15 protein-coding genes and 1 tRNA gene are annotated in these 24,218 nt (G+C 51.1%); 5 read left to right on the forward strand and 11 right to left on the reverse strand.

Going from position 1 to position 24,218, the window contains the following annotated elements; all coding sequences use genetic code 11:
• Positions 1–94: 94 nt before the first annotated feature.
• Together AC5S3R_RS08235 and galA are read right to left on the reverse strand one after the other, a co-directional pair.
• Positions 95–1,480 (reverse strand): MATE family efflux transporter, encoded by a 1,386-nt coding sequence (locus AC5S3R_RS08235; RefSeq protein WP_494266543.1) that lies wholly within the window; start codon positions 1,478–1,480, stop codon positions 95–97.
• 593 nt (positions 1,481–2,073) lie between these two features.
• Positions 2,074–4,605 carry a beta-galactosidase GalA gene (galA, locus tag AC5S3R_RS08240; RefSeq protein WP_494266544.1) on the reverse strand — a complete coding sequence of 844 codons (2,532 nt, stop codon included), beginning with the start codon at positions 4,603–4,605 and terminating at the stop codon, positions 2,074–2,076.
• Between the two features lie 228 nt (positions 4,606–4,833).
• Here galA and AC5S3R_RS08245 point away from each other — a divergent pair.
• The 4 genes from AC5S3R_RS08245 to AC5S3R_RS08260 all read left to right on the forward strand — a co-directional run bounded on the left by AC5S3R_RS08245 (position 4,834) and on the right by AC5S3R_RS08260 (position 8,855).
• A tRNA-Ser gene (locus tag AC5S3R_RS08245) sits at positions 4,834–4,923 on the forward strand.
• A 505-nt stretch (positions 4,924–5,428) separates the two neighbouring features.
• Positions 5,429–6,166: a response regulator gene (locus AC5S3R_RS08250; RefSeq protein WP_494266545.1), complete on the forward strand. Its 738-nt coding sequence runs from the start codon at positions 5,429–5,431 to the stop codon at positions 6,164–6,166.
• Between the two features lie 306 nt (positions 6,167–6,472).
• The gene (locus tag AC5S3R_RS08255; protein WP_494266546.1) at positions 6,473–6,784 is read left to right on the forward strand and encodes a hypothetical protein; all 312 of its coding nucleotides are present in this window, start codon (positions 6,473–6,475) and stop codon (positions 6,782–6,784) included.
• Between the two features lie 961 nt (positions 6,785–7,745).
• Positions 7,746–8,855: a sigma-54 interaction domain-containing protein gene (locus AC5S3R_RS08260; protein ID WP_494266547.1), complete on the forward strand. Its 1,110-nt coding sequence runs from the start codon at positions 7,746–7,748 to the stop codon at positions 8,853–8,855.
• 191 nt (positions 8,856–9,046) lie between these two features.
• Here the strand turns inward: AC5S3R_RS08260 and AC5S3R_RS08265 are convergent, their stop codons facing one another.
• The 6 genes from AC5S3R_RS08265 to AC5S3R_RS08290 all read right to left on the reverse strand — a co-directional run bounded on the left by AC5S3R_RS08265 (position 9,047) and on the right by AC5S3R_RS08290 (position 18,668).
• Positions 9,047–9,937 (reverse strand): exosortase/archaeosortase family protein, encoded by an 891-nt coding sequence (locus AC5S3R_RS08265; RefSeq protein WP_494266548.1) that lies wholly within the window; start codon positions 9,935–9,937, stop codon positions 9,047–9,049.
• 48 nt (positions 9,938–9,985) lie between these two features.
• On the reverse strand, positions 9,986–11,254 hold the full coding sequence (locus tag AC5S3R_RS08270) for a carboxylate--amine ligase (protein ID WP_494266710.1): 1,269 nt from the start codon (positions 11,252–11,254) through the stop codon (positions 9,986–9,988).
• A gap of 5 nt (positions 11,255–11,259) precedes the next feature.
• A complete protein-coding gene (locus tag AC5S3R_RS08275; RefSeq protein ID WP_494266549.1) occupies positions 11,260–12,450 on the reverse strand; it encodes an FAD-dependent oxidoreductase in 1,191 nt (396 codons plus the stop codon).
• Positions 12,451–12,473: 23 nt separating this feature from the next.
• Positions 12,474–13,832: a polysaccharide deacetylase family protein gene (locus AC5S3R_RS08280; RefSeq protein WP_494266550.1), complete on the reverse strand. Its 1,359-nt coding sequence runs from the start codon at positions 13,830–13,832 to the stop codon at positions 12,474–12,476.
• A 117-nt stretch (positions 13,833–13,949) separates the two neighbouring features.
• On the reverse strand, positions 13,950–14,990 hold the full coding sequence (locus AC5S3R_RS08285; RefSeq protein WP_494266551.1) for a GNAT family N-acetyltransferase: 1,041 nt from the start codon (positions 14,988–14,990) through the stop codon (positions 13,950–13,952).
• Between the two features lie 243 nt (positions 14,991–15,233).
• Positions 15,234–18,668, reverse strand: coding sequence for an alpha/beta hydrolase-fold protein (locus AC5S3R_RS08290; protein ID WP_494266552.1), 3,435 nt, complete (start codon positions 18,666–18,668; stop codon positions 15,234–15,236).
• Positions 18,669–19,329: 661 nt separating this feature from the next.
• Between AC5S3R_RS08290 and AC5S3R_RS08295 the strand changes: the two genes are divergently transcribed.
• Positions 19,330–20,055, forward strand: a complete 726-nt coding sequence (locus AC5S3R_RS08295) for a hypothetical protein (RefSeq protein ID WP_494266553.1) — start codon at positions 19,330–19,332, stop codon at positions 20,053–20,055.
• A gap of 103 nt (positions 20,056–20,158) precedes the next feature.
• Here AC5S3R_RS08295 and AC5S3R_RS08300 read toward each other — a convergent pair whose 3' ends face one another.
• The 3 genes from AC5S3R_RS08300 to AC5S3R_RS08310 all read right to left on the reverse strand — a co-directional run bounded on the left by AC5S3R_RS08300 (position 20,159) and on the right by AC5S3R_RS08310 (position 24,208).
• Positions 20,159–21,640, reverse strand: a complete 1,482-nt coding sequence (locus AC5S3R_RS08300; protein ID WP_494266554.1) for a lipopolysaccharide biosynthesis protein — start codon at positions 21,638–21,640, stop codon at positions 20,159–20,161.
• A gap of 138 nt (positions 21,641–21,778) precedes the next feature.
• Positions 21,779–22,852, reverse strand: coding sequence for a glycosyltransferase family 2 protein (locus AC5S3R_RS08305; RefSeq protein WP_494266711.1), 1,074 nt, complete (start codon positions 22,850–22,852; stop codon positions 21,779–21,781).
• Positions 22,853–22,855: 3 nt separating this feature from the next.
• Entirely contained in the window at positions 22,856–24,208 is a 1,353-nt protein-coding gene (locus AC5S3R_RS08310; protein ID WP_494266555.1) for a polysaccharide pyruvyl transferase family protein, read from the reverse strand.
• Between the last annotated feature and the right edge of the window lie 10 nt (positions 24,209–24,218).

Genomic DNA, 24,218 nt, shown 5'->3' on the forward strand with positions numbered 1-24,218 from the left:
ACACCGTTAACTTTGGTGAGTCCCGGATGAGAACCATTCTCAATTGCGTGATAGACGTGCTGAAAAACCGATTTACTTGATGATGCAATTGGGTTTATACGCTCTCATGCGCAGCGTTTTGCCGTGTCGCGGAGTCGCGATTCCAGCGCCACAGAAGTGTGCTCGCAATCACAATAAGAGCCACCGTCAAGCCCACCCATATGCCATGAATCCCCTGGTGAAAAACAAAGCAAAGGATAATGCCAAGCGGCAGCCCCAGAGGCCAGTAACCGATGAGGTTGGCCCACATCGGCGCACGTGTTTCGCCCAGCCCGCGCAACGAGCCGGTAGAGACTGTCTGGATACCGTCAAAGACCTGGAAGATAGCAGCAAGCCCAAGCAGGCTGGGGCCAACGGCCATGACTGCAGCATCGCGGGTATAGAGCGCGATGAGAGCCTTGGGAACAACAAAGAAGGCGATGGCTGTGCAGCACATAAAACCCGTGCCAAGACCAAGCGCAAGCCACCCCGCGCGGCGAGCCTTGGCGGCGTCTCCCGCGCCAATCGCATGCCCCACTGAGACCGCTGCAGCCGACGACAACCCAAGCGGCACCATGTAGGTAAAAGCTGCATAGTTCAACGCAATCTGGTGCGTAGCCAACTCAACCGGACTGAGCCATCCGGCGGCGATAGTCGCAAGATTCCACGCACCGACTTCCAGCACAATCTGCCCGGCGGCAGGCAGGCCTAACCGGCAGAGCTGCTTAATCTTGAGCAGGCTCATGCTGGCCCAGCGTGCAAAGAGCGGATGCCCACGCCGCCGCTCATAGCGCCATGCAAAGCCAAAGAGAATCACAGCCATAGAGATACGCGCAATCACCGTAGACAGCGCCGAACCATCGGTGCCAAGCCGCGGAAATCCAAGCTTTCCATAGATAAGAACCCAGTTGCCGAACCAGTTCAGCAGGTTCGCAACAACAAACGCAACCATGATGACACGAACCTGCCCCACGCCCTGAAGGTAGCGGCGGGCAGCGCCGTAAAGCAGCAACGGAAGCGTTCCGAAGAGGCTGATGCGCAGGTAGCTCGCAGCCGGCACCGCAACATCAAGCCCAATCCCCACATGCGTAAGAACAAGGCTCTCCGCAAGCCCCAGCAGCATCAGCGGCAGCGTGATGATAGCGACCAGATAGACACCCTGCGCCAGCCAGTGATGGCAGGCATCTTGATCGCCGCGTCCATATGCCTGCGAGACCAGCGTATCGAGCCCAAGCAATAACCCAATGCCAAACAGCGAAGGCGTGTAATAAACAGCATTACCAAGTGCAACCGCTCCAATGGCGGCAGGGCCAAGATTGCCGACCATCACGGTATCGACAATGCCCTGCAGCATCCAGCCAATCTCGCTGAGGACAACAGGAAGAGCCAGCGCAACCATAGCGCGCAGTTCCCTTCTCCAGTCTCCAGAAGCGGGATCGGCTTGAAGGATGGCTTGAGGCATGCTTCTACTTTAAATGGAAGAGCTTTATGCTTCGCTCTCCCATAAAAATCAGAGGTATCATCCTGAGCGCACGGGCCCCTGAGCGTCTTTCAGCTCAGAGGTGGTAAGCGAAGGATCTGCGGTTGCTCCTGCTTTTGCAGTTACAGTTGCCCTCTACTCCCTGCCTCTCTGTGGAAAATCCCTGTCAAGCCCTAAACCCGAAAATATTTTCTAACTCCTTTATCATCAACGCAAAAATCTTCAATCAGTTTGCGCTCAATTAACCCCATTTATGCCACACTAAGAATGAGCAAGAAAAACGGCCCGATTCCAAAGGAATCGGGCCGTTCTGTTTTTACCCGCTAACGCGCTAACTCAAAAGAAAGGAGAACCCGATGCTGCAAAGGACAAGCACGACCAACTGTACCCTGCCCCCCCCTGCCTCTTACACAGTTCCACAGTTCCGGAATAAAGAAACTGCACAGTCCCTGTGCAATCGCCCACAACCATCACAAAACAAACACACTGGAAAACCACCCCACTGTGCGCATACACACGGACGCATCAAATATCCGTAAAGAAGCAGTCCGCAGCTTTCTGGAAACCACCACCCATCAGGCAACAGAAGGACGCAGACTCACGCTCTTCGTAGTGATGGTAAGTTTTGCAGGCTTGAGATTGGTGCCCTCCCAGCCGTCCTTGGTGGCCTCAATCTCAATGGTCCCCGCACTCTTGGTCCCCTGCACAATCACCTGCGCAAGCCCATTGAAGATGGAACGCTTCGGAGCCTTGTCGCTCTCCTGGCAGTTGGGATCGCCGTTGCCCACACCAATCAACGCACCCGTTCCCGTCACCTTGAAGGCAAGCGCATTATTCGCAGTGGGAACAAGCCGCCCCTGTTCATCCAGGGCTTCCACCTTGATGACAGCAACATCCTCACCATCCGCATCAATCGTGGTGCGGTCGGCAGTAAGACGAATCTGCGTAACTTCCCCGGTAGTCTCACGCTTCTCCGTAAGAATGACCTGTCCGCCCTTGCTGCCGCGAGCCTCAATAACACCGGGCTCGTACTTCACCTTCCACTCAACATGCCCCAGATGCGGAACCTTCTGGCTGCCAACACTCTTGCCGTTCACAAACAGCTCCACCTCATCCGCATTCGAGTAAACCCACACGGGGATTTCATCGCCTTCGCGTCCGTGCCAGTTCCAGTGCGGAAACAGGTGCAGAGACGGCTTGGTTCCCCACCACGCACGGTAGTAGAAGTAGTTGTCCTTCGGGAAACCACACATATCTATAATGCCGAACTGCGAGTTGATGGAAGGCCAGCCGTAAGGTGTAGGCTCACCGCGATAATCAAAGCCGGTCCATGCAAAACCACCGGCTATCCAGTCACGCGAACCATAAAATTTCCACCACTCTTCCGCGGTTTCGCCCCATGGAACAACGCCGTCATACGAGTTGACGGTATTGCGAAGCTTGTCGCTGGCGTACTCGCCGCGCGTGCCAATGGCCGAGGAAGTTTCCGAACCATAAACAGGCTTATCAGGATGTGCCTTGTGGTAGTCGTCAGGATACTTGAGGTTGTAGTTGAAGCCAATGATGTCAAAGGCTTCGGAAACGCCAGCCTTGTTGTCGCCGTTCACAGCGGCAGAGACAACACGCGTAGGGTCAAGCTCATGGCAGAGACGCACCATGGTGCCCGCAATTTTCGCGCCTATATCAGGCTGCTGACTTTGCAGCACCGACTCCTCGTTACCGACAGACCAGAGAATAATCGACGGCGAGTTACGGTAACGCTTAATCATGGTGGTGAGCTGCGCAAGACCTTCGGGATTGGAGCTCATCATGCGCGTTTCACACATCATCATCATGCCCATGCGGTCACAGGCCGAGACCCATTCCGGCGTGGGCATGTTGTGCGAAGTACGAACAGCATTGCCGCCCATCTCCTTGAGCGCAGCCAGGCGGAACCACTGCAGCGCATCGGGAAGCGCGGCGCCTACCCCGGCGTGGTCCTGATGATTGCAGGTGCCCATGATCTTGATGTTCTGACCATTAAGGAAAAAGCCCTTGTCCCCGGTAAAGAGTGTGGTGCGCACACCGAACTGCACGCGCTCCGCGTCGATGAGCTTGCCTCCCTGCTCCACCGTTACAACAGCCGAGTAAAGATTCGGCGCATCGGGCGACCAGAGAGCTGGGTTCGCAAGTTTGGCCGTCGCAGTATAGGTCGCGGAGCCATCAGCAGCGATGGTTTGCGCGGCAGCTTCCGCCGTAGCCACAGTCGCACCCTTAGCATCAAAAATCTTCCAGCTTACCTTGGCGCTGGCAGAGTCCTTGGAGTGGTTCTCTACGATGGTTCCCAGCGAAAGCGTTGCCGTGGTCCCCTTAAACTCGGAGCGAATGTAGCTCTCCCACTTGCCAAGATGTACGGGGTTGGTTTTCGTAAGCCACACGTGACGATAGATTCCTGCGCCCTCGTAGAACCATCCGTCTCCAAAGGCCGCATCGACGCGAAGGACGATGGCATTCTGTTGGCCGAAGTGGAGAAAATCCGTAAGGTCGAACTGAAAAGGAGCATAGCCGTTATCATTGCGGCCAATGAAGCAGCCATTCACGAAGACAAGAACGGAGCGAAATGCTCCATCGAATTCAATAACAACGCGCTTGCCCTGATCTGAGGCAGGAATGTCAAAAACACGGCGATACCAGCCCACGCTGGTTTCAGGGTAGCGGCGTCCAAGGGGTTTGAAGCCGTGGGAGTTCTGCTCCTTGTCGTTGACGAAAGGCAACTCGACAGCCCAGTCGTGTGGCAGATTGACGGTGCGCCACTTGGATTCGTCATACTGCCACTTCGATTTGTCGTATTTGACTTTGGAGAACTCAAACTCGCCGGTTTTGGCAAAGTCGCCCTGACCGGTGCCAAAGCCCTGATCCTTGGCCGGATCGGAGCCATGGCCAAAGGTAAACTTCCAATCGAAATCGAAAAGAAGTTGTTCTCGTGGACTTTCCGCGGAGAGTGCGGCGGCAGGTTCATCAGCATTAGCGAAAAACGCAGCACGTGCCCAGGCAGAACGGGTTAAAACCGAAGAAGCAGAAAGCGCTATCCCTGCAGAAAGAAGATCGCGACGTGAAATACCAGACATAGAAGCCCCCGGGAACCTCAATCAGGATTCGTATAGTTGTGCGAGTGAACTATATAAGAGGTTACAAGTTACAGTAAACGATTTCAGCATTGCACGCCTCCACCAGGCTTTGCATTAGCAAGCTCCCTCCTCGCACCTCTATGCGAGATTTACTGTTATGGGTCTTCTGTTGGCCGGCTACGGCTTCGCATGTCACGATGGGTGGCTGTCTGGTATCATCAAAGAAACGGAGAGATGGGAGAGTGGTTTAATCCAGTCGCTTGGAAAGCGGCCGAACTCGAAAGGGTTCCGAGGGTTCGAATCCCTCTCTCTCCGCCAGTATTCTTCCCCCCTTCTGCAAGTCTGCGATAGCAATAATTCCCTTCTCAAATTCAGGGATACTTCAATTCCAGTTTTTCCTTCCTGTGATAGGAATTCCCAACAGGTGGCGCTTCTATCTACATAGGGGCTCTTTGGTGGGCTTGGTAGTTGTTTTCCCTTCCCTCTGAAGACGTGGAGTGAGCTCGAAGATGTTTCTGTATCGAAATAAGACGAGATTTGTGCTCGTAACCTCTCAGGGCACCTAAGATCCGCACGCTGGTGTAAACCATGGTTAGGGATAAAAACTGCAGATAGAACAGTTTTTGTTGACCGTCATTTAAGACGAATGTTAACTTAGCGAGGAATTTCAATCTTGAAATCCACCAGTTCCAAGTTATGCGTTTTACTTGACCAGTAAACGGGGCCACATGGGTTATGCAGTCAAAAAAATAGTCGCCTCAGAGCCTGGTTTTTGGAACAAAAACAAGAAACTCTGAGGGGGCATAACCACCCGGAGGAAACAATGCTGATCGGTGAGGATTTTCCCAACGGTCACTCATTTGTATCGACTGAAGTACATTTTCCCGTTTCTCCAGACGAGAAAAAGACGATTAGCATCCTGATCGCAGTCAGTCATGCGATATTTCGGGATGGTCTGCGTGCCCTATTGCAGATGGAAAGCGACTTTCATGTGGTCGGAGACGCTCCTGACGGTGAAACGGCTGTCCGTTTAGCTGCTCAAACTAAGCCTGATGTATTGCTGCTGGACATGATGATTCCGAAGCGTAACGGACTCGATGTTCTGCGGCAGCTTCGCCGCCAGAACCTGCCAGTACATGTGCTGGCACTAACAGCGGATGTGGGAAAAGATGTAAGCATGCAAGCGCTGAATCTGGGTGCGCGAGGGGTGATTCTGAATAGCTCCCCGAGTTCAACTCTGTATGAGGCGATTCGCAAGGTGATGGCCGGTGAATACTGGATATCGCCCGAAAGCGTTGCGAACCTGGTGGAACGTTTGAAAACCTCCACGCAGCGCCCCAATACGCCGAATCCCAGGTTTGGATTGACGCCTCGTGAGCTTGAGATTGTTGTCGCTGTGGTTTCAGGATACTCCAACCCTGAAATTGCCGAGAAGCTTGCTCTAAGTGAACAGACCGTCAAGCACCATCTAACGCACGTTTTCGACAAGCTCGGGGTTTACAGCCGCGTTGAGTTGGCGCTATTCGCGGTGAATCATAACCTCGTAGATAACGGGGCGTGACGGAAGCTGGAGCAGTGCAGGTAACATGTGTACGGGAGAAAAGTTACTTACTTTTGCGAGTTACTAAACCACGGGTTTACGTTACGCAAGAGCCATATATTTCACCCCTCATTGCAGTGCCGTTGATATGGCACTAGACGGCTATTGTGCGTTGATTTGCGGCACGATAGCTTGGCATTGCGTTCCAAAAATTTGCAGCGCACTACTTCTCCGGGCCCCCAATCAGATAACGGCAAGGCAGCAATGGGATATGTGCGCATTTGAGGGTTAAAGCCCTGGAGCAAGCAGTCCAGGGTTTGAGTTCCGATGGATCATGAAAAGCAGCATGATGATGAACGTGCCTTGGATTTCGCAATACAGACTGCATTGCGCTATCGCGTTCGTGGGGAACGTAAATGGCACGACGGGGTAACTGAAACGATTAGCCGCACCAGCGTACTATTCAGGGGAGAGCAAATGATTGAACCGAATACGCCGGTAGAGCTGACCTTTAACCTGCCCGTGAAACTGGCAATGGAAGGAGGCGTGAAAGTGATGTGCCGCGGAGTAACTGAGGCATCCGAGCAAGTTTCGATGATCTCAGTGCGGTTTTCACGTTTGCGTCTGCTTCGGCCTTAATGCAACCTGGACAGATATCGTTGAGTATTCCAGATTGCGCAGCTTGGGCCCTTGGAACATAGATAGCCTTCGCATACAGACGAAGGTAAAAGCAAGATCGATACGTGCGAATCGATTTTGCGGCAATTTCTGATTTGTAGTACTTGCGTAAGAGATGCGGTCGTTCTTCTTTTGATACAGACCGCTAGTTCGTGAGGTCAGGATTTGCACAAGGACCCAGGTTGGTAGTTCATCCTTGTTGAATTTGATGCTTTGGTTCCCTCCCGCGGCCGCTTCTGGCAGCTTTACTGCAGCATTTGCAGTAGTGCATGAAGCAAGTGCAGTACGGGAAAAAGAGAGGCTGATTATGGAAGAATCGTTCCTTGCCTGTACGGATGTAGAGTCCGGAACAGCCAGGTCAATTCTCCTTGCCGTTCTTAAACGGATACATGCGATCCGCATGGACCGCGATCGTAGCATATTGCCCGGTCTGCAAACGATGCTGCTTCATGTCTTCTGTTGTTTCCAGTTTGTCTGTAGCATGGCAACTCAACCTCCGAACTGCTACAACCTGCGGTGGTCTACGAACCACACGCAGAACATGAAGGGATTTGTAATCTCTTCATCCACTGTTGGTCTGTTCATTTCTTCACTGAATCTGAGTTGAGGTGTTGCCATGTGTTCTGTTGTGAGACTTCTAACTGTAAGCGAAGATGCTCGCGTTTGCGACCTGATTAAGAGTTCTTTCGAATCGGAGGGGCATCAGGCACATTGCGTATCGTCTATCGAGGAAGGAATCCGCGCCTTGTGCAATAGCACGGGCTGGGATCTTCTCCTGTATGACGCGAGCATTCGCCAGGAACCTAGCGTGCTGTTTTCTCACGCGCTCGAGCAGCGGATTCCAACAGAGGGATTGTGCGTTCTTATGGACAGCCGCGATGTGTCCTGGGAAGAACATGCAAAACGCTGGAAGATTTGCAATGTGTTCAGCCGGCCTTTCCAACGCCAGGATGTAGAGAGACTGCTTTCTCTTCCAGCATCTTCCGATGAGTTGCCACAGATCAGTTCTCCGTCTGCACTCTCATCGCAGAACGACCGTTACATCATGGAAGAACTGGGACCGTATGGTTTCTTTCTGGCAGCCAGCCCGTCTATGCGGCGGATTTACAAAGAAATCCGTATTCTAGCGTCCGTTGACTATCCGGTTCTGATTCTTGGTGAGAGCGGAGTAGGCAAAGAAGTTGTTGCGAGACTGCTGCATAAGCATCATAACCGTTCCAAAGAAAATTTCTTCAACATCAACACTGCCGCAATTCCGAGTGAATTGCTTGAGAGTGAGCTTTTTGGCTATGAACCTGGCGCTTTTACCGGAGCTATGAAGGCAAAGCCCGGCAAGTTTGAGCTGGCGAATAAAGGAACAATCCTGCTGGATGAAATTGGCGAAATGAACCTGCAGATGCAGACTAAGCTTCTGCATGTACTGCAGGATGGATCGTTCAGCCGGCTCGGCGCACAATCTTCTACGCGTGTGGATGTACATATTCTTGCGGCTACGAACGTCAACATGGAAGAAGCAATTGCGCAGAAGCGCTTCCGTGAGGACCTTTACTATCGACTCAGCACGTTCACTATGACGATTCCACCGCTACGTGAGCGCCGCGAAGAAATCCCCTTTCTGATTGAGCAGATGATTATGAGAGGAGCTGCAAGCACAGGGCTGGAGCCGTTTGTGCTGCAGGATAGATTGATGCAGGCGGCACAGGAATATCATTGGCCAGGCAATCTGCGTGAGCTCCGCAACTTTGTACATAGGTTACTTGTGCTTGGCGATCAGGATGCGGCCTATGAAGGTCTCCGCGCAAAGACGCGTGTGAAGTCTGCAGAGGTTAATCAGTATGTTATGAGCTATCCAGCTCCGAGTCGCTCTAACATGAAGAGTGTTGTAACTGACATGAAGTATGAAACAGAAGCGCGCATGATTAAAGAAGCGCTTTCTGCAGTGGGATGGAACAGGCGGCGAGCAGCTACTAACCTTAACATTAGCTATCGCTCATTGCTTTATAAAATGCAGCAGCACAAAATATCAGCTTAGATGAAGGAGTTGTGGAAGCGAGAGGCTGTTCCTGATGAGAGGATGGCCTCTCACTTTTGCATGTGTGAATGAAGAGCATAAAAAACGCCTGACTCCAGATAATCTGGATCAGACGTGCGTATAACACATGCTGTGTAATCTCTTTTATGGATACGTGAGATTCAAGTTCCCTGCTATAGATGTCTGCTTCGCTATGACGCTGCTCGTTTCCCGAACTTTCCGAACTTCCTGTCCGCTTCCCATCTTCTACCCAGCCACAGCAATACGAATATTGCAAACAGAGCGATTGCAAAAAAGAGAATCCCTCCGTGGTGATGGAAACTTCCCGTAAGATACCCCGGATCGACCCGTGTGCCCAGCATTGCTATTGTCCATACGCGTAAACCATTCTTTGCAATAGCAAGCGGAATAGAAGCGGCAGCTACTGCTATCTTCCACGATGGCGAGCGAAGAAGAAGATGAGACAACACAACGGTGATCAGCACAAGCATCGAGCTTGAGCGAATGCTGCTGCACTCCTGAGCTACCTGGATCGTGAGTCCTGGAATGATGAGAATGCTCCCGCTTTGAAGCGCCGGAACGCCAATGGCTTTAAAAAGCATGAGTGCGGCTGAAGCAGAGGTATATTGCAGAAAAGATACAATTACATCAAGCCAGTTTTGTGGAAGCGGAACGATACCAAATAGAAAACACAGCGGAAACCATGATAATCGCGAAGCCTGAGTGCCGAACCAGAATACAAAGGTTCCGATCCACCACACGACCACTGCGCTCATTGAGATTGAGAGTAAAACATCGGAGCTAATGGCTGCAGCATAGCCAGTGTGCGCGAAGATAATCGTTGCAATTGCTACAACCAGAAAAGAGCTACCGACAGGAAGATTACGCATCGCGACTGCCTGAATGGCTTTCCAATCTAAACACTGCATCGCTGCAAAGATTGGAATTACCAGAAGAATATAGGTATAAGCATCTTTATGAAGCGACAGAGAGAGTGTACTTAGGATGGGCTTCCAGCAAGCCCATAGCGATGCCAATAGAAAAGCTATTATGCCTAGTTGAATATTAAAAATCTTTGCCATGAAGTCCTTAATAAAGACGGTACCACCGCGACAAAAGCTTATCTGATTTTAAGTAGACTTGCTGTGCACGCCTGAGAAAGATGGACGCTTGGCTTGCATCTTCTTTTTGTACACAAAGTACGGGAGCTCCACTATTTCTGCCAGCCATGGCAGCGGATCGTCCCAACTAAACACAGCCTCTGTACGGACTGCCATCATCGATTGGATATATGCACCCAAGCTTAGATAGCCGTGCGCTAAGTCTGACACCGCTGTCGGGACATCGGTAAGAAGCCTCATCCAGCCGACTCCAGGCTTTGCACGTGCGGGTACGGTCGGCAGGCCCATTTGGTCGGCATAGGCTAAGTAGGGAAAATCCACTCCGCATGCTGCTCCCAGACCGTGAAATCCCCATGGTCGAGCATTCACATCAAGCAGCTTGTACTTTCCATCACGCGGGTCGCGCTTATATTCGATCTCTACCAAACCATGATAGTCAATTGCAGATAGAAACCGCTCGGAGAGTTCTTCGATTGCCGACTCCTCTACAGTTTCCACGTAGGTAGCGGCTCTACCAAATTCGCGCGGGTGCTGCCGCGCGCGCCGCGCCATGAGCGTGCTGTGTGGGCGTCCGTTTTGTACGAACGCACAATAAGAGTATTGCTCGCGTCCGCTTCCGGGAATAATCTCCTGGAGCAGGATCTCCTCCGTACGGATGTAGCTAGCTGCCTCTTCATACAACTGCTCAAGTTCTTCTGCGGTATTAGCTCTCCAAGCCTTTGCTCCCGTCGCATAAAAGAAGTTTTCTTTAATTGCAGGCTTAACCGCCAGCGGCAGTCGCGCGCATAGAGACCGCAGTTCATTCTTGCTGTTTACAACGAATGTCTCCGGGCGTGGGATTCCCAGCTTGCCGGCTAATTCGTAAGTCTTTGCCTTGTCCCATGCCCATTCCACACTCGCCCACTCGGCCGTTGTAACCTTGTAGAACTCAGCAAGAACATCTCGATGCCGTGAAAACACAGCCACCGTTTCATCGCGCGTGGGGAACAAAACCCAGTCCCTGAGCTGGAATCTCCGCCCTAGTTCCAGTACATCCTCAAGAGTCTCACGCTCGTTTAATATGTGGCGCGCCTTCACAACTTTAGCGGCGTATCTTGAATACGACGCAATACAGTGCTGATCCTCCAGAATGTAAACGGGAATCCCCCGTCGCCCTAAACTGCGCGCAATAGCTAATCCTGGATGGTCTCCACCTACTACAACTACACCAGCAGTTGATTGGTGGTCCGCTCCGACGATCACGTTTTGTGCTGTGGTCTTTGCTGATGGAACCGTCATTCGATTCACGATCTAACACTCTCTTTTTCATTACGATTTCGCGACAGGTGAGAAACGAGTTCCTTCGATGCAAACTCCGTCCCTGTGACGAAATAAAGTAGCGGGCCGAAACTCCGCGCAGCCGGCGCGCCGAGAAAGTGCAATCCCGGTACCGAACTGTGAAAGCCTGGTCCGACCTTTGGATACCCATCAAACTGTTCGATAGCTTGAATCAAGTCAGGAGAAAGAAACTCATACTTTGAAATATTCACGCTGTATCCAGTACCGAGCAACACATGATCCACGTGCCTTTCACTGCCATCATCAAGTATGAGCTTTACTTCACTTCCAGTCTCCGTCGCAGACACAACTTCGCGCCCAGTTGTGATCTTCGTATTAGCAAGCCTGGGCAATAGCCACGGTGCTCCCGCCGAACGTACAGCACGTGCACGAATGCGGTCTCTCCAGCCAAGCGGCGTGTGGTAAAGCACGTGAGGATAAGCAACCAGCCGGCTGATCCCAATCGGCCCAATGTCGTGCTTGGAATAGAGCATGCTCGAAATTGGACCGAGTCGATGCAGCCTTTGGTGCATTCCAATCCAGCGCAGTTCGGGAATTCGAGCGATAACTTCCACTTCCACCCCGGCTTCGCTGAGCAAGGCTGCGCACTCCAACGCACTCTGCCCTGCTCCAATTACCGCTACCCTCTTCCCCATTCCTGCAAACTTGCGGCCATCATAACAATGCGAACAACTGCTATCCGGTAGCTTCGCAAACAGCGCAGGAATCCTGCGAAATTTTCCGATGCCCGCAGCTACCACTACCCGGCGTGTTGCGAATTGTGTACCGTCCTCAAGAACGATCCTGAATGCTCCATTTTCCTTTCTTACCGCCCTCACATTCCTCTGATCGAGATCGCAACTGATCTGCTTTTGAAACCAATTTCCGTAATCAACAAACGTTTCTAGCGGAAGGCGCTTTACCGAAGCTACTCCATTCGCTGACTCATACGTTTCTAGCGTCAATCGGGATCTCGGATCGGAAATTGTGGAAGCTGGCCTAGGCGATCTAAGGAACATCCCTGCCGGCATTTTGTCGGCCCAAAACTCCATCGGTCGTCCGAAGATGCGTGTTTCTATTCCCGCTTCGCGCAGGTGGGCTGCTGCAGACAGCCCGTACGGTCCCGCGCCAATAATAGCGACGTCCACCATGCTCATTTGCAGTCACTTTCTGCCTTGCTCTAAGAGGCAACAAAATTTGTTTTGTTTGAAGGCCGCATGTAAGTCACATCATTACCGTTAGCACAGGCAAATGCGATGGTCGCGCGTTCCTTCCCTTCGCCCTCGATGTGCCATTCACCATTTTTCTCGACGAGTAGCATATTTCTTCTCAGGTGCCACCACTCGGCCACTTCTCGAGGTAAAGGAGTCCACACATGCCCTGTGCCTCGCAGCTCAGCAAGATGACGAAGCAAATCCTTGTAAACATCCTGAGCTCTAGGCTCGATGACGTAATCAGGATGCACGAGTATGCTAATCAACCCATTTTCCGCTACTATCCGTGCAATCTGGTTTTTCCATAAATCTATGGAATAGTCCTGCAGGATATGGAAGAGAGTGTAGTCTTGTGTGCAGGTCACCGGAAGCTCGACCATATCCCCGATGAAATATGGCTTCACGGTGCAGCATCCGCCTCGTTGCGGGTCCAGATGAGCAACGTTGGGAATTGACATGTCATAGAGGAAGTCGAACGAATCGTACCAATCAGCATTGCGGTAAAGTATGCCTGACCGAAATCCAACAGCACCAAAGTCGCGGCCATATTGATTGATGCGCTTTGCACGTCTCAGGAACTCGTCATATTTCGCATACAGACGCCCATCGTGCGTAAGGTCGTGAACATTCACCTCAAAGCCACGGGTGGTAATGGATTCGAGATACTCCCTCGAAACTGCATAACGCACCTCAGGCACCACTTGAAAGGAACTCCGAAAACCAAACGACTCATCAATGTCCATCAACTGGCCGCAAAAGTTTCTGCCAGGAGGATCCTCTACATCATGCGTAATGATGATTGACGTCTCATAGTTGTCGGGCCAGAACCAGATAAATGGGACCTTTTCTACTCCTTGAACACGCATAGCATTCGCCATCAGCTTGCGATGAATGCGGTCTATGGTGCAATCAACTGGCCATTGTGGAAAGGGTATTTTGGCCCAATTTCGAAGACTGGCCCTTTGCAAATGTTTGCGGACTGGCACAGCGAGAAAGGGACGAACCAGATAGTAGATTTTCCTTATGAGTGCATGGGATAACCGGCCAGGCTCACGAAAATGAGCCGTGTAACGCTCGCGTTGCAAATTTTCGAGGATTTCATCGGCACTAAATGGTAGCGAATTATCTGCCTTCTCAATGTCATCGAGGAAGCAGTGGGTGACAAGATCGGCCTCGTTTACGCCAACGCCGGGAACAGTGTGTGCATAGCACAGGGTGTCTTGTCCCCAACGAAAGAATCCAGGCTCACCAGCCAGAGGACCGCTCGTCTTAAAATCCGCATAATCTTTGAGACAACGATAGTAATCGAGAAAATGTTGGCTCACCCAAACCCCCAAGGGGCGTTTAAGAAACAACGCGCTGAAGAACCCTTTGGCCCATTGGATCAGTGCGGCATTATAACGCGCCTATTGTCTTTTTACACCTTAATATTATGAAAATATTTAACCCATATGGCGATATATAAGCGCGCCCGCTGCAGATGACAGAGCATCCGGCAAAACCGAGAAGATGGCACGGCTGGCTGGCAAATTCCGCATAACCAAAACACATTCGGGTGCAACCTTTTTGGTACGAAAATAGTTAAGCCTACGGCGCGTAGCTCCCAGGCGATCCTTGAACCGGATTAAGCCATGGTTATCGATATCTGTGCGTCCAAAATCGATATGTTCCGCACCTTCAGCTTTACTTTCCTCAATCAACTTCCAAAAGAGGTACGGCATCCCCGCGAGATGATGAAACTTTTCGTCGGAGCACCCGTATTTATAGATCACGGTTCCATGATGGCGTAATGTCAGGATTGCCGCCATGGCTCGCCCATCTTTCCGCAGCATTCTTATTTCAGCATTGCACCCCATGTAAGTCATGAGATTGCGAAACCAGGATCTGGGCTGCGGCAACAGCTGAAAGCGGCGCCTTGTCATGATGAGAAGCTCATAGAACTCATCGAGAAGCGAATCAGAAGAACTTCTCTCATAAACAAGTTTCTGATGTTCTGCATGCCGTACACGCCTCTGTATACAACTCCCGTGCAAATTACCAAATAGGCGCTCTATGGGAAGTGTCAGATCCAGTGTGTGTAACCAGAAGGACTGGCTTAGAGACATAGGGGACTTCGCCTGCAGAGGGGCGGAAACGGGGCGCAGTTCGATGTATTTCCAATTCCCAGCTTTCGACTCTTCGTCAATCCACCTTGCTATCTCGCACAAGATGCCTTGATCATGCAACAGCGGTTCGGCGTGGTCAGAGAATGGCAACGAAACCAGGCGATTGCCCGTAATCCAGCTTTTCACTTCACAGAAAACTACACCATCACGCAGTCTTTCTCCCGGCGGCGCACTGGTGAGGGCGACCGTGCGATAGCTATAAGTAGCAGCCAGAGCATTCAGCCAACCGACTTGATGAAAAGCTGAAGCATCGGGATGCGATGTAACAAAATCACTCCATCTACTATCCGTTAGTGGGTCCAGGCTATACAACTGCATAAACAAATTTCCCTTAAATTCAGAGGCACTAGTATAGCCGGTTTCCCCCCATAATCCCTGAGTTGGATAGCTGTTCCCGCCACGAAGCGTACGCGGTCGGAACAAGGTTCTCTTCAATAACTCCGACTGCGCTGGTAGTCCATATAGGTCTGCCCTCATTGAGGGCGATATAGAAAAATTGGCCGCCACTGATTCCGGTCAGCGCGGCCAATTTCACTGCGCAATTACTTTCGATAATCCGTGCTAATTGAGTGCGCCACCCGAAAAGGACAATATCTTGACAGTAGGTCCGCCAAAAACCGCATTCGCGATCCCCGGTTGGCCGGTCGTGTAGGTATTGTTCGTATCCGTATAAGTCAACATCAAGGTACCGTTGAAATATACACGGTGCGTCAAACCTTGCGACTCAAGACGCAAGCTGCGCGGCGCGGTTCCTACATCCACATTTGCCGATGCTAATACTGTGAAGCTGAGCCAGCCGTTATCGTCTGCTCGGTAAAGAATCACCTGGCCCGAGTACGCAATCGCCAAGTATCCGCTTCCGTGCGTAGTTCCCTGCACTCGTGTCATTACTCCAGGCCAGCTTGCCGTTCCAGGGTCCTGATCGTAAGTGATCTCCGCATACTGATCCGCACTCACTATTGGTGCAGCAAGACGCGCCCCACTCGTGGTCTGCGTCGAATACACGCCGTTGCTCTTCTTCAAACTTGTCCATGATCCGGTAGTAGTCCACATCCCGCCTTCAGATAACGGATCTTCTACTCCCGCAAAGTTGCTTGTCGCGGTCGTTAACGTGATTCCCGCATAGCCGCTGCCCGATGCAGCTACCGAAAACACAATCGGGTAATCGTCCAGATTGGCGTTGCCAGTGTTGCCCTGGCAGCGTACGTAGTAGCTGTAGCTGTTGCCATCTGTCAGCCCCGTTACCTGGGTCGTATGTGCCGTCCCCCCTGTCGTGCTAAAGGTACTGGTCATCGCACTGTACGAAACATCGGCGCTTGTTGCGTAACGACATGTCGCGCTTGCATTCGTTGTCAGACTCAGAATTGTCTGAGTTGTGCCCGGCGCCAACACGCCCGATGGAAGTCCTGCACTACGAACCGGAGCCTGAACGATACTGCCTCCGCTTCCTGTTAAAGAACCGCCCGAGAAGGACAGTATCTTGATAGTAGGTCCGCCAAAAACCGCATCTGCGATGCCCGGTTGGCCAGTCGTGTACGTATTGTTCGGGTCCGTATAAGTCAGCATTAAAGCACCGTTGAAATACACGCGATGTGTCGAGCCCTGCGACTCCAAACGCAAATCACGTGGTGCAGCCCCTGCATTGATATTCGCAGAGGCTACTTCGGTAAAATTCAGGCCACCGTTATCGTCCGTCCGATACAAGCACACCTCGCCAGCATAAGCAATCGCGAGGTATCCGCTTCCATTCGTAGTTCCCTGCACTCGCGTCATCACCCCAGGCCAGCTTGCCGTTCCGGGATCCTGATCGTAGGTGATCTCCGCATACTGATCCGCACTCACTATTGGTGCAGCAAGGCGCGCCCCACTCGTGATCTGCGTCGAATACACACCGTTACTCTTCTTCAAGCTTGTCCACGATCCGGTAGTAGTCCACATCCCACCTTCAGACAACGGATCTTCTACTCCCGCAAAGTTGCTTGTCGCGGTCGTTTGCGTGCTTCCTGCATAACCTCCACCCGACGCAGTTATCGAGAACGCGATCGTATAGTCGTCCGGATTGGCGTTGCCGGTGTTGTCCTGGCAGCGCACGTAGTAGCTGTAGCTGCTCCCATCCGTCAGCCCCGTCACTTGGGTAGTATGTGCCGTACCTCCCGTAGTGCTGAAGACGTTGGTCATCGTGCTATATGGCACATCTGCGCTTGTTGCATAACGGCACATTGCGCTTGTATTCGTCGTCAAGCTCAGAGTCGCCTGAGTTGTGCCCGGCGCCAACACTCCCGAAGGAAGTCCCGCACTCCGAACCGGCCCCTGGACACTGCTTCCTCCTCCACCCGCAGTTAAAGAACCTCCCGAGAAGGACAGTATCTTGACAGTAGGTCCGCCAAAAACCGCATCCGCGATGCCCGGTTGGCCGGTCGTGTAGGTATTATTCGGGTCCGTGTAAGTCAACATCAAAGTGCCGTTGAAATATACGCGATGTGTCGAACCCTGCGACTCCAGACGCAAATCACGTGGTGCAGCCCCTGCATTGACGTTCGCGGATGCCAGTTGAGTAAAGTTCAGAGCACCTTTATCGTCTGTCCGGTAAAGAATCACCTGGCCCGAGTACGCAATCGCCAGGTATCCGCTGCCGTTCGCAACGCCTTGCACCCGCGTCATTACTCCAGGCCAGCTTGCCGTTCCGGGGTCCTGATCGTAGGTGATCTCCGCATACTGATCCGCACTCACTATTGGTGCAGCAAGACGAGCCCCACTCGTGGTCTGCGTCGAATACACGCCGTTACTCTTCTTCAAGCTTGTCCACGATCCGGTAGTAGTCCACATCCCACCTTCGGACAACGGGTCTTCTATCCCCGCGAAGTTGCTTGTCGCGGTCGTTCCTGTAGTGCTGCTCGTGATTCCTATAGCAAACGTAATGAGGTAGTCATCCAGATTGACATTACCGGCGTTGTCTTGGCAACGCACATAGTAGTTGTAGCTGTTGCCATCTGCCAGCCCCGTCACCTGAGTCGTATGTACTGTCCCTCCCGTCGCGCTGAAGGTGCTGGTCATCGCGCTGTACGACATGCCGGTGCTCGTTGCGTAACGGCACGTCGCATTGCCGTCTGTCCTCAGGCTCAGAGTTGCCTGAGTCGTGCCCGGGGCTAATCCGGAACTTGGTTGCCCACCACTTCGCACTGGCGGCATTGAACCACTAGATGGCGCGGTCAGAGTCGCATTTGCATCAAGATCTGTGATAGCTCCATCCAACCATCCGCTATTCCAACTGTGAGCTCGGACGCCTCCCTGTATCCACGTATGTGGAATCGACGCCGCAGTCATCTGAGTATTCAACTGTGCCATATCCGCAGTCCACGCAGCCTGATCCCCACTGATCCACAAGCGATTCTGTTGCTGAAATGGAGCCGCATTACTCGACACCAAGCTGGGAATGTTATAGGTGTTGTAATTCACCTGAGTACCAAAATTTGATGGCAATGCTGAGAATGCCGAAAGGTCACTAAGCTGCGCAGGCGCATCCCATGCGGCCGCAGCATTAAATAATCCGGGATGTCTGAGGATTAGAAATAGAACGCCGTTTCCAGACTTGCTGAAACCGAGCAGGTAGCGCTGCGGAACACTATTGGCCGGAAGAAACGTGTCACCAAAAGGCACCAGGTCATCAACGATAAAATCATCCATCCGTCTTGTCGGATCAAGAATATTGTTGCCGTACCATGGCTCATAGTTGAATGACGGCGCAATCAACGTCATGTTGAAGCGATTGGGCACATCGAGGAGTCGCAGCTCTTCTAAGCCATCACTCCATGTTGATGAAACGGTATCTACTCCCGCATCGACAGGCAACACGTAGAGCACACGACGAGGCTTTCCCGAAACGGGATTGGTTGGCTCCAGAACTCGGATAATTTGCTGCTGCGACCCCTGATAAGCCGAGGTTACCGGGTAATATTTCACTCCGTTCGCATCCACTGTGGGCGTGCCAACGGTCATTGAATATGACCCGGAACCCGCCTGCGCATGGCAAAGGTGCACTCCAGCAGCTATTCCAAATAGCCAAACAGCCATCAGGTTCAGAAGTCTCCGAACCCAGGCATTATCGCTAAATAGCTGACAGACGACATGCTTGTCGTCAATAACAGAATCTGAAGAGATATGGTCGCCGCTGAGGCCGATTTTTGAGATCATTCAGAACCTTCGCATAGTACTGGGATGAAAATGCAACAAGATTGCAGGTAAGGACACTAGTAGATCCCCAAAAACGTAGGAACGACTCTACCCATGTTTACAAAATCCGGAGACCCAAGGCGCATCATTGGCGCTTGTGGTATCAGGAATTGTCGGTTTAAGAAACGCGGAATCCAGGCTCAGAAACCTGTGCGCACAAATCGGGACAAACCTATCATGAGACCGACCATTTTTTAGCCACGGGCGCTAATATATCTGCTAGGCTGCTATGCAGAGCGCACTTTGCGGCGGTCGGGCCCCCTACCCATAGGTAAATACTCTTGTCTGCCAGCTGCTTCACTTAGCGACCTGGTTGTTATCAGGCCCGAATATGCGTTGCCCTGGCTCGGAGATTACACTTTGTGGTTTGCCATAATTACTTCGATGAGAGCCACGAGACACGCATAATCAAAGGTCGAGGAAATAAATGAAGACTCTGATGTTTTTGATTTCCCTTATGTTCACGGCATCTGCGTGGGCGCAGAACTCATATTCAACCACTTTCCCGACAACCGAGGATCCCATTTCGCAGAGCGGAAAATGGCTCAACGGACAAGCAAATGGTGTCTCGTGGACCAATGTTCAAACGACACCGGGCCGAGCTTTTGGTACACAAGCAGGCAACGGAGCCGGCGACGCGCGCTATGCAGACTCCGCTGCGGTTCTAACCGGATCGTGGGGGGCCAATCAAGAAGCATCCGCCGTAATTTTCGTGGCAGATGCTTCGACCTCTTCTTCAGTTTATGAAGAAGTAGAGATTCGCCTGAGAACTACCATCACGGCAAACTCTATCACTGGATATGAGATTAACTGCTCCGTTTCCGCGAATTCCAATAATAGCTATCTACAAATTGTGCGCTGGAACGGCCCGCTTGCAAGCTGGACACAGTTGAATGGGTCCAGTGTTCACTGCGTGAATGGCGACACTCTAAGGGCAACAATCAAAGGTTCTACCATTAACGTGTATCTCAATGGAAAGTTAGTGGAAAGCGCAACAGACAGCACATACTCCAGTGGGAGTCCTGGAGTTGGATTTTTTCTTCAGGGCACAACAGGCACAAACGCAAATTATGGATTTAGTTCATTTTCCGCGGATGATACCGGCAGCCCTGCACCACCTACTAATCTTAAAGGAACCGTAAATCAGAAATAGGCAAAGATAGCTGGCCACTGGAAACAAGTTAATGTTTCCAGTGGCGTCGAAATCACTTTCAACAAACATTACAAAAAGTACAAAAGTGGAAAAATTCTGACAGCTATAGGGCTGAGAGCATGTCCTTCTTCGTGTCAGGCATTGTTCCTCGTATACCGCGATACAGTTCCAGGTACAACGTTTTTTCACCTGCGACAAACAACAACACCCAAGCGTATGTCAGAAAAAGAATTCCACCCTCCAGCAATAACCTTGGAAGTGGAGTCAGCATTGGTCCTAGAAGTATGCTGGCTCCCATCGCAAGCCCTGCAGCGGGGATAACCGACCCCAAAGGCCGACTTATAACACGTACGATATCCCAAAAAGAGAACACCGTCCCATGGACGCACCACCGAATAGCAGGAATAGCCCACAGCGTCATCACGACTGAATAAGCAAGAGCAACGCCTTTAGGCCCGTAAGGCAGACCGATAAAATAACTAGCGATCATCAGCGGAGCGGCTACCAGAGCTATCTTAAGTCCACGATCTACAAGCCCTAATGAAGACAGCAGCCAGCCGAGTGGATTAGCAATTGCGAAAGCCAAAATTGTAGGCGCCAACAATCGAAAGATTGGAATGGCTTCCTTCCACTTAGGACCAAGCAATACGATAATTAGATCATTCGCAAAAAGACCACAAGTGATCGTCAAAGGCAACGTACACCCCAAAACCAACGCATAACCTTTAAGAAAATAGCTCTTGAGTCTACTAGGCTCGTCTTGCAGTCTGGAAAGAGCCGCAAAAGCCACTTCACCAACTCCAGAGTTCATGGTGTCGGTAGGAATTCTAATCAACTGATAGGCTCGCCCATAGATTCCAAGAGCCTCTGATCCCCAAAAACGACCGAGCAATACTTTATCAAGATTAGAGGCGAGATATACGACAAAGCTGTTTAGCGTAACAGCGCCACCAAAGCGCATGAGTGCGCGAATCCCTATCCCCCGTCTTGGCATTCCAGGAATCCACCGTGCGTACGCCCACAAACCACAGGTAGTGACGAGAGGGAGACATATAGTCATTACCACCAGGGACCAGTATCCATAGCCAAGCTCAGCAGCGCAGATAGCAGTAACAGTGCTCACTATTAATGCAATAACGTCAATTGCCGCCAGCGCTCCAAAACGCATCTGGCGCTGAAGAACAGCAGAGTGTTGAACCCCTACTCCATTAATCAGGAAACTAATGGACACTGCCATCGTGACTAAAAGAAGTCTCGGCTCATGATAAAAACTGCTGATGATTGGAGCGAAGATCATCGCGGCACCTGTTAGCACCGCTCCAGCCAGCACATTAATCCAAAACAGTGTTGAAGATTGTTCCTCTGACAAGGTGGCAACTTGAATTGCTGCCGCCGAAAGCCCAAAATCCCGAAATAAACTCAGAATCCCCGTGAAGGCTGTGACCATCCCCAGTAATCCAAAATCCCTGGGCTCAAGCAATCTTGCCAGAATCATAACCGACGTCATGCGGAGCACGAAGTTCGCTCCCAGGGCAGCACCTTTGGCGAAACCGCCTCGAAGTGTTCTAGATTTTAGGTCCTTCATTGTGCTGTCACATCCATATGAATCGTCATTCCAATCTTCGGTCTACTGTGCTGGCCAGCCGCGGCATAAACGCATTACACCAGGAATCCTGAGTACCGCTATGGCCAGCGTGTTACGTGAAGCATTCGTTCACATGCACTACGCGATGATTCTTTCCGTGTTTGTAGGTGCTGGAGCAAAGCGTCTCCATACTTTCCGTAGTGCGCCAACAGGATTCATTAGCTCCCTAGCTCCCTTTCTTAAGGCAGCCCACACCAAGGTGCTTCGTTTGAGCGGGAAACCGAGTTCCTCAAGCCTGCCTTCGTGATATTTCCAAAATTCCTTTCCGCGTGACCTCGCAAACAAGTTCACTCCGAGAAACTCTCTATAAGCTTCAAGGTTGGCAGTCAGCGTCTTTGCAAATTCTGCTTCATTCAGGTAGAAGCGCCCATATTCGATAAGATCATTCAAGTACGCGGAGGAATATCGATTCATATCAGCTGACTTTGTGCTTTGCGTTTCCGCATGAGTCGTTTCAAAAGAGAGCACCTCGTATACAAACCCAAAATCACTCCGCTGCAAGTCCCTGAAGCAAGCGCTGGTATCAGAATGAGGCGATGGGTTTGGGTAGTATGCCTTACTCTCTCTCACAAGGTCAGCTCGGTACAATAGTGAAGTCGGGCTACCAAAACCGAATTCCGGATCTCCTTTAAGAAATATCCGGCGGCATATCTCCTTGCCGGTAAAAACAGTCTTGGGATATTCAAACCCCTGCCATCGTACATAACTCCCGCTGAGTTGATAGCACCCTACAATACCAACGGAAGGATTCGCCTCCGCACATTGAACCAACTGCGTAATACAGTTTGGAGAGATATAGTCATCGGCAGACACAATCTTGCAATACTTCGATGATGGCGAAATTAGGCCAAACGCAATGTTGTGATTGGATATCACATCCACCAGACTATCGTTGGTATGTATTCTTATCCGCTTGTCTTTCTTCGCATAGTCCTGAGCTATTTCGAGAGTTCGATCTTTACTATGATTGTTTATAATCACATATTCAAAATTCTCGTATGTCTGGCTGAGGACGCTTTCAATACATTGCGCCAGGAATGCCTCGCCGTTGTAAACAGGAGTAAGCACACTGACCAAAGGTTCCGCATGTGAATTCATTGCTTCCGCTCCCTGGAATTTATTTGTTGTGACAGTGCTTAAGCGCCGATGCAGCTATCAGTCCATCCCAACTGGTGAATAACTTTCTGAGTTTGCTTTTTGTCCAGCGGTTATCCCTTGTGTTGTGTTGGGAAATAGCTGATCAAATTGCATCGACAGCTCTTCCCTGTACGATGCAAGCTTCTCGGCCATCTTTTTCTTAATTGCTTGCCTGTTATCTACAAGAGACGCAAATTTCTCTATCAACATGTCAGCACTACAGGTATGCATGTCAACGCAATACTCTGACAGTCCCAGGTTGTTCATTAGGGTGCTCATCTTCGGATGATGGGATATTGCGATAACAGGTTTATTCAGGATATGAGCGAACACCACTCCATGAAACCGGCAGGTCACCACATAATCCATTGAACCGATATTGACCAGCAAATCAGCTCCAGATTTCAAAGACGGAACAGAAACAACGTCTTCTGAAGGAGATTTGCAACTGTCCATTAAGCGGCTTTTCAAATCCGCAATTGCAGGTGGGTCAACACCGATGTCACTACAAAATAGCTTCACAGAGCATCCATTACGGACTAGCCATGAACCCAGTGAGTTAAGCGAGCCGATTAGCTGAGAATAGACGGCTGGGTCATGATCTGGGTAAACATTCGGATCAGCATACGCCATCGGGGCAATACCCACAACCGAAGCATCCCGCTTTTCTTCGTGCACGAACTCAGTAACATCCAAGCCGTACGCACAATCAGGAAAGACTTCTGCTTCTCCACTGAATCCAATATTACGGACTAAGTTCAATGACTTTCTGTCGCGAAACGACACGTAGTCGGATATGGATAGCGCCGACTTAATAAAATACTTGCCCAATCGATGTTCGATGGGACCAGCGCCTACGTTCAAAACAATACATTGAACACGAGCCAGTTTCGCCAGAACGATCCATTTAAAAATGGTGTACGGAAAGCCCCATGCTCCACCCCAGAGGTCCATAAGCTGGCCCCCGCCACTTATAACCAATAGATCGAAGGAACGAACGATTGAAAATGATTGAATGAGGAATAAAAATTCGCGATAGAGAGTGCGCGGCAACCTGAATGCGAAATAGTTAACTAGCTGTAAAGCTTTATAGACGCCCCCATACCTCTCAACAGCAGTCTTGAACCTGGACTTGAAATCAGCTTGCTTATCTGCTTTTCCTCCACCTAAAGTCCAGACCTGTGCCCGCAATGGATAAGAACGCACAGCATGTCTTGCTTGCGTATCTGCAGGATTCATAGAGAGTGCGCATATTTCACAGTCAGGCCATCGTTTCAACACATTTTCAATTACCGCAGTCTGAGTCGCATCATCTCCGAGGTTTCCACCGCCCATGTGGTCTAAAAGGCCTATTCTCTTGCGCCGTTGCATAGCGTCTATC

The sequence above is a fragment of the Occallatibacter sp. FHG110214_02 genome, from assembly GCF_059115385.1.

Bases quoted from the DNA above. Each gene is read 5' to 3' on its own strand.
- AC5S3R_RS08235 (WP_494266543.1), bottom strand. From the start codon at position 1,480: ATGCCTCAAGCCATCCTTCAAGCCGATCCCGCTTCTGGAGACTGGAGA.
- galA (WP_494266544.1), bottom strand. From the start codon at position 4,605: ATGTCTGGTATTTCACGTCGCGATCTTCTTTCTGCAGGGATAGCGCTT.
- AC5S3R_RS08250 (WP_494266545.1), top strand. From the start codon at position 5,429: ATGCTGATCGGTGAGGATTTTCCCAACGGTCACTCATTTGTATCGACT.
- AC5S3R_RS08255 (WP_494266546.1), top strand. From the start codon at position 6,473: ATGGATCATGAAAAGCAGCATGATGATGAACGTGCCTTGGATTTCGCA.
- AC5S3R_RS08265 (WP_494266548.1), bottom strand. From the start codon at position 9,937: ATGGCAAAGATTTTTAATATTCAACTAGGCATAATAGCTTTTCTATTG.
- AC5S3R_RS08270 (WP_494266710.1), bottom strand. From the start codon at position 11,254: ATGACGGTTCCATCAGCAAAGACCACAGCACAAAACGTGATCGTCGGA.
- AC5S3R_RS08275 (WP_494266549.1), bottom strand. From the start codon at position 12,450: ATGAGCATGGTGGACGTCGCTATTATTGGCGCGGGACCGTACGGGCTG.
- AC5S3R_RS08285 (WP_494266551.1), bottom strand. From the start codon at position 14,990: ATGCAGTTGTATAGCCTGGACCCACTAACGGATAGTAGATGGAGTGAT.
- AC5S3R_RS08290 (WP_494266552.1), bottom strand. From the start codon at position 18,668: ATGACCGTTGGCACGCCCACAGTGGATGCGAACGGAGTGAAATATTAC.
- AC5S3R_RS08295 (WP_494266553.1), top strand. From the start codon at position 19,330: ATGAAGACTCTGATGTTTTTGATTTCCCTTATGTTCACGGCATCTGCG.
- AC5S3R_RS08300 (WP_494266554.1), bottom strand. From the start codon at position 21,640: ATGAAGGACCTAAAATCTAGAACACTTCGAGGCGGTTTCGCCAAAGGT.
- AC5S3R_RS08310 (WP_494266555.1), bottom strand. From the start codon at position 24,208: ATGCAACGGCGCAAGAGAATAGGCCTTTTAGACCACATGGGCGGTGGA.